This window comes from Paenibacillus dakarensis, from assembly GCF_001373415.1.
Classification (GTDB): Bacteria; Bacillota; Bacilli; order Paenibacillales; family Paenibacillaceae; genus Paenibacillus_AQ; species Paenibacillus_AQ dakarensis.
The window spans coordinates 1-13,720 of record NZ_CDSE01000068.1; the positions used below are offsets into that span (position 1 = coordinate 1).

Sequence of the window (13,720 nt, forward strand, 5' to 3'; positions counted from 1 at the left end):
AAAAAGGAACCGCCAATCCCTGGCGATTCCTCTCCCATATGTCAGGGCTGGATCCGTGCTTCGGATTACAGCCTACAGTGTCACCCAGCCATACTTGATGGAGTTGATAACCGCTTGTGTACGGTCGTCGACCTCCATTTTTTGCAAAATGCTGCTGACGTGGTTTTTTACGGTTTTTTCACTAATGAACAGGTATTCCCCGATCATCTTATTGCTCTTGCCCTCAGCCATCAGACGAAGAACTTCAGCTTCGCGGCGCGTTAACGGGTTATTATCTCCGGCAACAAATTTCACACCGGCCTCACGTGTGCCGCCTTCGGCCATAGCCCCGGCTTCATTAACGTAAGTCATACGGCGGAGCTGCTGGATCAGCTTACCCGTCACCTTCGGATGAATGAAAGCAAAACCTTCATGAACCGACCGGATCGCATTGATCAGCGACTCAGCCTCCATATCCTTCAATAAGTAACCATTCGCACCTTTACGGAGTGTCTCGAACACATAGCTTTCATCATCATGAATCGAAAGGATAATGACCTTAATCTCCGGGAACAGCTCGCGCAGCTTCTCGGTAGCCTGCACACCGTTCTCCGAAGGCATATTGATGTCCATCAGTACGATGTCCGGTTTAACATGATTACAGAATTCCAACACTTGAATGCCATCACCACATTCCCCGATGACATCAATGTCTTCCTCCATGTTCAAAATACGTTTCAATCCTTCACGGAATAGCTGGTGATCATCTGCTAATAACACTTTAATGACCGGATTTTCGTTCTCTAAATGTTCCATCCTGTTACTCCTTTCTCTTATCTACGTTCGTCGGGATATGGATGATAATCTTGGTGCCCTCGTTCTCGGCAGATTCGATCTCCATTCTCCCTTCGAGCAGCTCGACCCTCTCCCGCATGCCAATTAACCCAAAGTGGTCCTTGCTCTTCTGTTCCAGTAATTCAACTCTGAATCCTAGTCCGTTGTCTTGTACGACGATTTTAATCATCTGTGCTTGGTAAGTAAGCTCCACCAGTACATATGTCGGGTAAGCATGTTTAGCCGCATTCGTAAGTGCTTCCTGCACCAGCCGGTAGATGGCCGCCTCCATCGCAGAAGAGAGACGATGCTCCTTGCCTCGTGTTTCAAATAACATGCGGATTTTGGTCTTCTCTTCAAAATCATGCACGTATTTGCGGAGTGTAGGAATTAGACCCAAATCATCCAGCGCCATTGGCCGCAGATTAAAGATGACTTTACGCATTTCCTCCAGGCTAGACCGCACCTGACCCTTCAAATCTACTATTTCGTCCTGGACCATCTTAAATTCCTGCTTGGCGAGCATTCTTTCTACAATTTCTGTCCGAAGAACCAAATTCGCCAGCAGCTGAGCGGGTCCATCATGAATTTCACGGGCAATGCGTTTTCGTTCTTCTTCCTGCGCCAATATAATCTTCAAGCCTATCACTTGGCGATTTTTAGCTGTTTCAACAATTCGGGATACATGCCCAACCTCACCGGACAAGTATTCCAATACTACACCCATTTGGGAACCGATAGATTCAGCGCGTTCTACCGAATTCTCGACACTGCGGACCCGCTTCTGAAGCTCGTCGCGCCTTGCCTTCAGGTACATCTCCTTCTCCCGGTAAATCATTAGATCAAGCTGAAGCTGTGTCGCCTTCTCGTACGCTTGCTTTATGTCTTCTTCCTTATACCGGACAAAATCCCGGCTGACCTCTGTCAGCCGGATCCGGGAACGGCGGTAGTTCAGCTCCAACTGATCTACCTTCTCCAAGGTTTCGGTCGTTTCCTTCAGTACCTTCTTAAGATCCTGATTAAGAGACACCAGCTCATCACGCGAAGTCTCTAATATTTCAAACATCTGGTATTTACTCTCTTCCATCACTTGGATGGCATTCTTTATGACACGGTCGATGGCATCAGCTTGATAATCCACGCACTCTACTCCATTTCTAACGTTTCATATACACATCATACCATATCACGATTCGATCGTAACGGTCTTCGTTTTCTTGTCCCATTTTACTTTCAGGCCCAATTGCTCTGATACTAGACGTAAAGGGACTAAAGTCCTACCACCTTGAATGATAGGTGCTACCGCTGCCGACATTCGTTTTCCGTTCAGCACCAGCTCTTTTTTGCCAACCGTCAGATCCATCACTTTACTGCCGCGGAGTACGGTTACGCGCTTCGCTGTCTTGTTCCATGAGGCCTGACCGCCAAAGGCGTCAAGTACATGCCTGATCGGAACGTATGTTGTACCATTCTTCAGCAGCGGGGCTGAGTCAATCGCTACTTTATTACCATTCATCGTCAGGGACTTCTTGCCGATCGTCATCACGGCTGTCCCTGCTGGCAGACCTGCATCGCTCGACAGCGCCGGCATCGTAAACCGGATATCATCAAAAGATACCGAGCCGCTCAGTGCCCGCTCATCCTGCCCTTCCTCCACATTCACCACATACAATCTCTTCAGCTGTGCCGGGAATGCGATGTTATATTCACTCAGATCGATATTCAGCGTCTTCCAGCCTTTCCAGTCAATCACTTTGGCCAGATCGACGTAAACGGTTTTGCCGTTCTTATCTTTTAATTCCGCGCGGAGCCAGTTTAGACTATGATCCCCGTCCACGTCAAGGGTCATCGCCGTAGCTGCAGCCGGGATCAATTTGCCGGTTGAGCCGTTAAACTGAGCGTAGGCGTACATTTTCTGCCCGATTCCGCCGTTCATGTCGTAGTCCAATTTCAAGACTTTGGAATTCGAATGTGTGCCGCTTCCTTTCACAATGGCTGCATTTCCGGTAACCCCGGATACATTCGTTGTGAAGTTAACCGGATAATTCACATTCTCAAAATTCTCCCACGTGCTTTCTCCCGCTGCCGAGAGGACGACCACGGTGCTAAAACCGTCATAGCGGGCTATGGCGTAGCCTACCTTGGCGTTCGCATTCACGGATGTAACCGTCAGACGCCCGTCCGTTACTTTACCTTTGAAGCCGACAAACTCCCACTTCAGCGCGCTATCCGGCACATCGATGCTTGCTCCGGTGCCTAGTGTCGCTGTCACAGGCACGGAGACGGTTGTTCCTGCAGCTAATGGAGCCGCTCCTATACTTGCTTGCAGCGACGCTATATCGTCTGCTCCAAGGACTTTTACCTCCATCGCTGCCTTGGCATTTCCACTCACGGCAGTAACCGTGGATCTGCCTGGCGAGACAGCTTTCACCGTCTGTCCGCTCACCTTGATGTTGCTGTTGCTGGACTTCCAGGTTGGCGTTACGGTCTGCATATCTACCGGATTGTAATAGGTATCATAGCCCTTCAGCTGGTATGAGCCTGTCTGCCCGATGAGCAGAGTTGTATTCCCGCTCACTTTAAAGCCTTTCAGCTCACCCTTAGGCGCAGTCGAGAACACACCCAGCGCATTCACGATGCTGCGCTGCGCTGTTCCGTACTCCGTGTTAAACGTAAGGGTGGTGTTCATTTCGGCCAGCGGACGATTCACCATAGTCGTGGAGCCGCCGCCGTCCAGGTTCAGCCCCTTCCATACTCCGATACTCGTCATGAAGGTCTGCAGCTGACTCAGTGACATGCCGGCGCTTCCGCCATGCTTCTCTGTTGCGATCAGATAGGCGTAACGCCCGTCCTTTGAATAGCCCACCGCTGTACGGGCACGGTACCCTCCAATGCTGCTTACATCCCGTGAAAAAGCTGCTGCCTTGCCGTCATTCACCAGAATCGTATGTCCGCCAATCATCAGCTGCAGCGATTCCGGATCGATCTGTTTTCCGTTCTTCTTGGACACAAGCGCATAATCCGCAGAGAGGTGCTGGCCTACCTGCAGGTTATTTTTCACAAAGGTCGCCGCCGTTCCATGTGTCCGCAGGATAAAGCTTCCCTCTGGAATCGTTGACTGAATGCTCGCCTTATCGGATATTTCCGTAATCACTCCGTCCGTTACCATGACCTCGGTTGGCGTAGTGGCACTTTTTGCCGGGCGTTCAACTGCTTTCCATGCACTTGTATAAATATACGCCGCATTCAGATGACTGTAGTTCGAAGCTCCGCCCTCCGGTATATAAGCTGTTTTATTCATGCCTGCCAGCTGCAATCGTTGGCCATTCTCCGCTGTAACACTTCCCGAGAACGTGAATTCATCCACCATCGGTGTTCCGTCCTTCGTCACGGCAAAGGCATACATTCCTTTCAGCATCGACGGTGTGGACATCAGGAGTCCGCCTGACACCTGCCCGCCCATTGGAGCGCCTTCTGCTCCTGTAACAAAATAATCCCCGTTAATCGCAGCCACAGCGCCATTCTCTTTCGCCATACCGCCGGTGCTTTGTCTCGTTGTAAAATAACCGTCTTTCCCTGTCATCACATCCAGCTTCACATGCTTATTCTTCAAATCTACCTCAATGACATCCGCAAGCGAAGTCTGCGAGCCTGTCGTGAATTGATATTTTATAAGCTTCGCACCCGAAGTAATCATCTCTTCATTAAGCTTCTTAACAGAAGATGATGCGGCTTCTACTATAGAAGCAGATAGAGGACCGTTCAGCACCGGAATGCCATTCCCCAGAACCGGCGCAATCCATATCACTCCTGCCAGCGTTATTACTAACCACTTCTTCCCTGACTGTCCTGCTCTAGACGTTGTTAACTCTTCCTTACGTATCATATAAATTGTAACTCTCCCATCTATTATTCGCTTGAGACTAGCAAGTTGTGCTCTGAACGCAAAAGCCTCTATTTTAATAGACTGAAATTCAGGGGAAAAGTTACGCAAAATTACCATCTTTCTACTAGTTTCGCTTCATTTATCAAATGTTTTCGACATTTTCCGCGGAATAGACATACAGTTTCAGGAAATGAATCTAGCAAATGTGCGCTAAGCATAAAAAAAAGAAACCGATATCTGTTGCCAGATACCAGCTTCTTGTAGGTCATTCCTTATATTTTATCCAAATGATTGCATGGCTTTACCTTCAAGGCTAAGCCAAAAGCTTGCGATCTATCTTAGATACCTGCTTGAGCTTTCAGCTCTTCCGCTTTATCGACTTGTTCCCAAGGCAGCTCTACATCTGTACGTCCAAAGTGGCCGTATGCTGCAGTCTGCTTGTAAATCGGACGGCGAAGGTCAAGCATGCGGATAATGCCAGCCGGACGAAGGTCGAAGTTGCTGCGAACGAGCTCAACCAGTGTCTCTTCGCTGACTTTACCTGTTCCGTAAGTATCAACGCTAATCGAAACAGGGTTAGCCACACCGATTGCGTAAGCAAGCTGAATTTCGCACTTGTCAGCAAGGCCTGCGGCAACCAGGTTCTTCGCTACATAACGAGCTGCGTATGCTGCGGAACGGTCCACTTTCGTTGGATCCTTACCGGAGAACGCACCACCGCCATGACGAGCATAACCGCCATACGTATCCACGATGATCTTACGGCCTGTAAGACCAGCATCCCCTTGTGGTCCGCCAATAACAAAACGGCCTGTAGGGTTAATGAAATATTTCGTCTTGTCATCCAGCAGTTCCTCAGGAACAACCGGAAGAATGACATGTTCTTTAATATCTTTCTGGATCTGCTCCAGTGTAATTTCTTCAGCATGCTGAGTCGATACGACAATCGTATCTACCCGCACAGGTGTATCGCCATCATACTCAATCGTTACTTGAGTCTTGCCATCTGGACGAAGGTAGCTCAGTGTACCGTCCTTACGCACTTCCGCCAAGCGGCGTGCAATACGATGAGACAATGCGATGGGAAGAGGCATCAGTTCAGGTGTTTCGTTGGAAGCGAATCCGAACATCAAGCCTTGGTCGCCTGCGCCAATGTTCTCGGTTTCCTGATCCATTTGGGATGGGTCACGATTCTCCAGTGCAGCGTTTACCCCCTGTGCGATATCAGCGGACTGCTCGTTAAGCGATGTTAACACCGCACAAGTATTGTAATCAAAACCGTATTTAGCACGGGTATACCCGATTTCCTTCACGGTATTTCTTACGATGGACGGAATGTCCACATATTCAGATTTCGTACTCACTTCACCAATAACCAATACAAGACCTGTTGCTACAGATACTTCGCATGCTACGCGTGCGTTGGGATCGTTGGCCAGGAAAGCGTCGAGTACCGCATCGGAAATCTGGTCACAGATTTTATCCGGATGTCCTTCAGTTACGGACTCAGATGTAAATAAACGTCGCCCTGTTACAGACATGAGATCAACCTCCCATATGGATAGTATAGTTTACATGTGAAACGCCCTTCATCTTCTAAGTACGGCGCGTTTCATCAGCAATATAAGAATATAAACCGACTTTATACTTCTTATATTGCTGAAGAGGTCCTACACAAAAAATGAACCTTTTCCAATTGGAAAAGGTTGAATGTACAATCCTCAACATGCATATTAACTTATTTAAAACCTGGTGTCAATCCAGCAGGCAAGCTGGTTTTCATGCTTCTTCTGCAGCATTTCTTCACTTTTAAGTATTCACTAAAATCCATGGAATAAGAACCATAACCTCGTGTCAAAATACTACAGTCGGCCGAACAGACCCTGCTCTGCCTGACGAACCAATCGCTTCGTAATTTCGCCGCCTACAGAACCGTTCTCGCGGGAAGTCAAATGACCCCATCCAGGGCGTCTGGAAGACGAGCTTCCACTCATAACCCCAAGCTCGGAACCAAATTCGGTATCTGCTCCATACGAGCTGCTGTGTCCTACGTTCAAACCAAACTCCGCTGCAATCTCATACTTCATCTGATTCAGCATGCTCCGGCTTTCCGGTACGACCTGACGATTACTGCGTTTATTATTTGCCATGCCTATGCACCTCCTGCAATATTGGTTTACAGGAGTATTATTAGTGTTTTAAATCGATCATACACGTATAAAACGTTGTCACATCTGGCAATAATTAAGGTAGAACCTTTATTACTGAATGGTGTAACCGCCGCGAACCATAACGATGAGGTTGCTGGTCACTCCATCTTTAACCTTGATTCCCCGGCCATCCCGCGGGAAAGACAACAGATGGTTCAGTGGCGCAGCTTGTCCATTCAATAGATCCTTACCGTCCGTCAGATCTGCAACACCGTTAGAATCTTGCGTATAAATAATCGCTTTACCGGAACGAACAATAAATTCAGCCCCTGCATCAGCGATCAAGATTTTACCCGGCTTCAAAGTTACGACCTTAATCTCGTCTTCTGTTGTTGTACCTGGGTTACCCGGCTGAGTTGTACCACCGCCAAGTGCCTGTTGAATTTGTTGGTCTACGTAGCTCTTCGTTACAACCGGATCGTCGGTTGTGCCGGGTTGAGCAGTTCCTGCTCCGTCGGCAGATGGGTTAAGGAATGCACCAGCGATTAAGGTGCAGCCAAGGATTGCGCTTGCAGCTATGATTTTTGGGGTTTGTTTCATGATAGCACCTCTTTCTATTACTATCTAATTTATATTAATTAATGGCAGTTTTCAATTAAAATCCTTATAAATAGAGAAAAGCCCTGCAGAGAAATATTCTCTACAGAGCTTTCATTACTTAAAGGTTCTTAAGTTAATTACTTACTAGCTTCTTCCAAAGCATCTTTCGCTTCCTTCAATGCTTCCTCAGCTTCCTTTTCAGCAGCTTTCTTTGCTGTCAGAGTTGCTTGAGCTGATGTTAAATCAGCAGCTGCATCATCTGCAGCTTCTTGAGCAGCTTCTTGTGCAGTAGTTGCTTCAAGAAGTTCAGCTTTTGCAGTGGACTCAGCGAGAATTTTTTGGTTGAGCGTTTGTTGTGTTGTAGTTGCAGCTTCCTGCTTTGTTACATTAGATGGATCAGCTAGAAGAGCTGCAACAGCTGCATCATAGGCTGCTTGAGCTTCCTCTTTCTCTTCAGTTGCATTAGTAACTGCTGTTTGTGCAGCCGTTGTAGCAGCTTTTGCTGCTACAAGAGCTGTATCTGCTGCTGTTTTAGCATTAGTTGCATCAGTAACTGCTGTTTGTGCAGCCGTTGTATCAGCTTTTGCTGCGTTCAGATCAGCCTGCGCATCCGCAACAGCCTTCTCCAACACAGAAGTTGCTCCTTCTTCAACCTCAGCGCTAATTCCATCGAAATTAGCAACTGCATTACCAGCAATATCAGTAATCAGTCGAGCATCTTTCACTTCAACACGATACTCTGTATCTACCTTTCTTGTTGCCGTATCATTCAAAGTAATGGTTACTTTGTTACCAGTAGCCGATGCGGTAAATTGATCTTCAGCAATAAGCAATTCTTTGTTATCTGTGTTGCGATAAATTTTGAAGTCACTAGCTACGTTAGCATTCGTCTTCAATTGCTCAGAGAAAGTGATCTCGAAGCTTGCCACTCCGTTAGTATATTCCACAGGGAATGGATAAACATCTGCATTATTGCTAGGTTTTTGAACAACAGGCTTAACGGAATCCTTCAAGTTTGCATCTCCTGCGGACACATCAACAAGACCACCGTTTGCATTTCCAGCGTTAGTAACCAATTTAGACAAGTCAATTCTCAGATCCAAATTGCTTCCGTCTGTATTAAGGTCACCATTGAATTTAACCAAAACAGTTGAAGTACCATTAACTTCTACAGAGCTCACTCCAGGAGCGTTTTCTGCTTGGTTTACAAATGCGCCAGAAGCGTAATTGTTGATACCCGAGTTGAATTTCACTTTAACTGTTCTTCTGTCAACAAGCTCAGCTTTACCATCCAATGCGATAACTGTATCTTCAGTCAAGTCAATTTTGTTAACGGACCCGCCTTGTGTGAATTCAGCCAGAACATTGCCATTCAAATCTTTAACACCCAATACCGTCAAAGCATTAATATGAGTGTATCCTGCTGCTCCAACTCCATCGGCCAGATCAACAATCTTGTTTCCAATGCTTTCTGCAAACTTAATCGAAACTGCAGTACCATCTTGGAACGGTGTGATTTCAGCGATTCCAGATGTCAACGGTTGGAACTGGTTGTCAATTTGAACAAGGTAGTTGGAGTAGTTAGCCAATGACTCAACATCCATCTTCTTGTTGAATTTAATTACAACACGACGCTCATCTGTATTAACTGTTGTCGAGTCGAATTTAGGAGCTGCCTTGTCAGCCAAATTGACTTTTCCAGTGTAATCAAGAATAGTGTTTTGGAGTTTCGTGTCATCCTTGACGTTTTGGATTGTCAGCGTGTTGTCACCACCAACAGACAAGTCAGTGTACAGATACACACGAACTACTCTATGATCGAGATTGTCACGAACAGCCTCTCTCACTGTGATAGATTTACCATCTTCGTCTTTTACAGTGTAATTCCCTTTTGTTTCTGCGCTAGTTTCATTAACAGCTTTGGAGAATGTAATTTTTATTTCGCGTGCATTCTCTGCAGAAACTGCGTTTACTACAGGACGAGTTTGATCAATTTCAGGTGTAACAACTACAGATGTATCCGCAGCGATCACGTTACCAGAATAATCTTTCACACCTTCAACAAAGATAGAAACCGGTCCAGTTGGCAGAGATTTTTCTACACCGAAATTAAATCTCCATTTATTATCTGCAAGTTGCTTAGGACTAACAGCAGTAATTTTGTTAGAGCCAGATTTCCAGTAAACTTTACCAGCATCAATAGTATCAACATCAACATCTTCAGAGAAAGTGATTGTTACGCTTTCCAGAGTTGCTGTTGCTTCAGCAATTGTAGGAGCAGTTTTGTCTTCTACAACTGTGATGTCATGCGAGGATGCCAGTGATACGAAATCAGCAAAGTCTTTAACTCCGCTTACAGTAAGTTTGTGCTCGCCTACTGCCAATGCAGAAGTATTGTATGGAGTAAGAACAACCGTTCTGTAGTTGTTGCTTACTGTAACCTTACCAAAGAACTCTTTGCCATCAAGCGTAAAGTTAGACTGACTTGCATTTTTAACCGGCTCGCTAAATACAACTTTCACAGACTTAGTTCCCAATGATACAACAGAAGAAACTTCTGGAAGAGCATTGTCAACTGCTGTGAATTCTACATTAGTAGCGCTAATTGTTGCAGAACCAGCTTTAATATTTGATACAGAAACTGCATCTGTTTTGTTGTTGTTCAAAGGACTGGTCTTCAACAACAATGTAGCAGTAGTATTATCATCTGAGAGAGAAACGGAATCAATAATTTTTCCGGATCTGAGAGTGTAATTAGCTGCATTCTCTGCAGAATCTCTGTCAACTTCACCGTTAAATTTAACCACTACTTCTTTAAGGTTAGTTGCAGAAGCACTGTCTACCTTAGTAGCAGTAGTTACAACCCAAGTTACTTTCTCGCTGTACTTGTAGCCACCGTTTTCGAATGAAACTACAGTTTCAGTGTTAGCAACAAGAGCTTTCTCCAAAGTTACTTTAACAACGGAATCGTTAGCAAGTTTGAACTCAACTACTTTACCGTCTTCTTTAACTTCGTAAGAAACTACTTTAGGTTGTTGTTGATCTACCCAAATTGCATATGCAGTGTCAACCATTTGGGATCTAGTTGCATTTGCTTTTGGAGTTGCACTGCTATCGATGATACCAGCGTTTACTGCTGCTTGAACGTAACCTTTAGCCCAAGCGGATGCATCATTGTTAGTTTCAGTTGGCTGTTCAAGTTTCAGTGCACGAACCAGAACTGCAGCCATTTCTTGAACGGTGATTTTACCGTTGTAGTCGAAGATCATCTTCGTAGTGTTCTTACCTTCCATCAGACCAGCAGAGTATACTGCTTCGATGTAAGGAACAGCCCAGTTCTTAGCTGTGTAACCTTTATCTTTGAAAGACAGTTGGCCAGTGATTGGCTTAAGGCCCATCAAGCTGGATACTACTTTCGCGAACTCAGCACGAGTCAAATCTTTCTCAAGATGAGCGGAACCGTCTGGATATCCAGCCAGGATCTTAGCATCTTGCAATACATCAAATTTTTGTTGCGGAGTAAGTTTAGCATCGTCACCGAATGCAACAGAAGCAAACATTGAGAATGCCATTGCTGTAGACAGTGCTACGGATAAAATTTTCTTCATAACCTTTTTTTCTCCTCCTTGAATCGAAACCTGATTATTTTCTTTAATTTGATTGAAATGATAGCTCTTATTACTCATTCGTCGTACACCTCCTTTCCCGAGTGTGAGCAGAGATCATATAAATGATGTCTGTGACGGGTATCACAGAAACTGGTAAACAAATTGAACAATACAAACTAGCGTAGTATTCCTATAATCCTACCTAGGTATTATACAATGAGTCCAATAGACCGTAAAGAAGAATTTTCTATTTAATAGACAAGTTTCTTCATGAGGTACATTTTGGCTGTTTCATTGCGTTCTACATCTTAAACGTTCTGCAGCGGAAAAAGTTGCGGGTGTTACCAAATTTTTTTTATTATTTTTAAAAAACCTGATTTCTTCATTGTGACATCATCTAACATAATGAATACGAACATTAAAACAAAAAAAGACGCCTTTCGGCGTCTTGTCATAATCTATCGAATTTTCATAGCGAGCTGGATCACACGAGCACGCATTTCTGGATCCTCATTCAACTTGCTGTACATCATTTCGATCTCGTTTTTGTTATCGCGATATTCCTTCTCATGCTTAATTGTAACGTGGGACCATTGGATCAGGTCATTCTCTGCAAGTGTCAGTTGGTTAAACGCATCGTGGAAGCCGGTTTCGAGTACAAGCCCTTCCATGATCTCCTGGGTTACCTCACCATGTTCACGGCGAGCAAGCTCAATCTTCTTCTCCATAACCTTGGCTCTATCTTCGAATTGAGTCTTCGCCTTCATATAGTCCAACTGTGCTTTTGATAAAATCGGCTTCATAATTTCTACTTCACCCTCTAAAAAATAGTATGTGCATTGGTTATTGTAGCGCATTTTTCTTCAAATTACAAAAATTAGATAAGGAAAGAAAGTTAGAAGCCGACTTGTCTTTGTCTATAATACTTTTAGTTTAGCCATAATTCGCTTCACAATGATAGCTGTATCCGCACGGTTCAAGATGCGGCTCGGATCGTAACGGTATGTCTGCTTCTTCTGTCCCTCTTGCAAGCTGTTAGGAATACCTGTAATAATTCCAGCCTTCGTCACTGCCATAATAGCAGGGATGGAGTAATTCGATTTAATCGTATTGGTATCGGTGAACTGCTTCTGCAGCTTCACTCTATCCTTCTCAATATCACCCATCTTCAATTCCATGGCACGTGCGATGATGTTCGCTGCCTCTTCACGTGACAAAACTCCTGAAGGGTTAAATACGCGTGGTGCTATACCTCTAATAATTCCTTTACGGGCAGCTGTCTCAATGTAGCGGTAATCCCATTGCGGCGTAATTACTGTTCCTACATCATCAAAGGTTAACTTGTTAATATCTGATTCATAATCCAGTGGGATGTTCAGCGCTCTAACAAGCAGAGTTGCAAACTCACCACGTGTCATCTCATCATATACACCAAAGTTATTCGGGTAGGATGCTCTCATGATTCCTCTTGCCAGCATCAGTTCAATATCACTTCTAGCTGTCTTGTGACCGATGACATCATCATAACTATAACGCAAGGACATGACTGCATAGTAACCAAACCCGTTGAACGGAGCAGTCACCGTCTTCTTCTTCTCATCTACCTTGCCGCCAATATTAGTCCATGTGCCATTGATCGGGTTAAGCCATCCAATACCGAGGTTACCAGATGCTGCATTAACCAGCTTGGAGTCGTATTTAAGCGTAATCGTTCCTGGCTGTGTTGGTTCCATCCAATCCTTCGCCGTTAACCGCTTCGTGAAGTCCGCTCCACGAGTGGTGTATGGATGATCCGCTTCAGTTAATGAATATTTCTCCAGATCAACTGTGTTGTTCGTTAGATTGTTAAAATATCCTGCATCGATCCAATACAGATTGGATGCATATCCGAAATGATCTACAGGACGCAGCTGTGAAGATATACGATCTATCGCATTAATGGAATCCAGCTTGCCATCCTGTTCTACTCCGTTCGACACTTCACCTACCCGGTTATACTCTTTTACAGTACGGCCATCGAGCGGGTTCGCGATTCCAAATACAATGTTACGCTCATTAAACAGGTTGATCGTTGGAGCTGTTGGTCCACTCAGGGCCTGTCTAAGTACAGTGCCTTTGGGAACGCTGATAACCACATTCCCCTTAAATACAGACACTTTACCTGACTTCGACAGACTGGCCTTGTACTGGGCTCCTTCGGAAACCTCGTCAATATAGGTAACTTCGAACGATCTGTTCTTCTTCTCTTTACCGATCACAATCGTATATTTAATCGTATTCTTGCCTGGTTTAAGATTATTCACATCTAGACGGTATATGCCGCTGTTCATCTCGGACTTCTTCATCTTCTCTTTACCGAGCAGTACCTCGTCCGCTCCGTCTGCCATAATACTCACCGTAATAAAGTTCTGCTTCACAACACTTTCTTGAGGAAGCTTAGGTGAGAGCACTACAGCATCCGGTATCTCTCTTGTGATTTCTATCGTTTCGGAAACTGTCGTTGACTGGAGCCGTGAGCCGATCGTAATAGCTTGAAGCCCTGTCTTCGGCAGTTCTATCTTCAGCAGATGAACGACTACTTCTTTACCGTTCTCTGAAATGGTATAGAACTCCTTGTGATCTCTGCCGTTTATTTCGCTCAATAAAGAACCGCCGGTAAGCGT

At 45.2% G+C, this 13,720-nt stretch carries 9 protein-coding genes; all 9 read right to left on the minus strand.

Annotation, left to right across the window (positions count from 1 at the left end):
• Window positions 1–72: 72 nt before the first annotated feature.
• Window positions 73–795 carry a response regulator gene (locus BN1234_RS16295; RefSeq protein WP_054957723.1) on the minus strand — a complete coding sequence of 241 codons (723 nt, stop codon included), beginning with the start codon at window positions 793–795 and terminating at the stop codon, window positions 73–75.
• A gap of 4 nt (window positions 796–799) precedes the next feature.
• On the minus strand, window positions 800–1,954 hold the full coding sequence (locus tag BN1234_RS16300) for a sensor histidine kinase (RefSeq protein WP_054957724.1): 1,155 nt from the start codon (window positions 1,952–1,954) through the stop codon (window positions 800–802).
• 45 nt (window positions 1,955–1,999) lie between these two features.
• Window positions 2,000–4,699: a stalk domain-containing protein gene (locus BN1234_RS16305; protein WP_054957725.1), complete on the minus strand. Its 2,700-nt coding sequence runs from the start codon at window positions 4,697–4,699 to the stop codon at window positions 2,000–2,002.
• A gap of 338 nt (window positions 4,700–5,037) precedes the next feature.
• Window positions 5,038–6,240, minus strand: coding sequence for a methionine adenosyltransferase (gene metK / locus BN1234_RS16310; RefSeq protein ID WP_054957726.1), 1,203 nt, complete (start codon window positions 6,238–6,240; stop codon window positions 5,038–5,040).
• A gap of 321 nt (window positions 6,241–6,561) precedes the next feature.
• Complete coding sequence (locus BN1234_RS16315) at window positions 6,562–6,849, minus strand: alpha/beta-type small acid-soluble spore protein (RefSeq protein ID WP_054957727.1); 288 nt, start codon at window positions 6,847–6,849, stop codon at window positions 6,562–6,564.
• A 111-nt stretch (window positions 6,850–6,960) separates the two neighbouring features.
• Window positions 6,961–7,449 (minus strand): hypothetical protein, encoded by a 489-nt coding sequence (locus BN1234_RS16320; RefSeq protein WP_054957728.1) that lies wholly within the window; start codon window positions 7,447–7,449, stop codon window positions 6,961–6,963.
• A gap of 137 nt (window positions 7,450–7,586) precedes the next feature.
• Window positions 7,587–11,135 carry an Ig-like domain-containing protein gene (locus BN1234_RS16325; RefSeq protein ID WP_054957729.1) on the minus strand — a complete coding sequence of 1,183 codons (3,549 nt, stop codon included), beginning with the start codon at window positions 11,133–11,135 and terminating at the stop codon, window positions 7,587–7,589.
• Window positions 11,136–11,515: 380 nt separating this feature from the next.
• Entirely contained in the window at window positions 11,516–11,860 is a 345-nt protein-coding gene (locus tag BN1234_RS16330) for a hypothetical protein (RefSeq protein WP_054957730.1), read from the minus strand.
• Between the two features lie 114 nt (window positions 11,861–11,974).
• A partial coding sequence (locus BN1234_RS16335) for an S-layer homology domain-containing protein (protein WP_170308066.1) occupies window positions 11,975–13,720 on the minus strand: 1,746 nt, incomplete at its 5' end.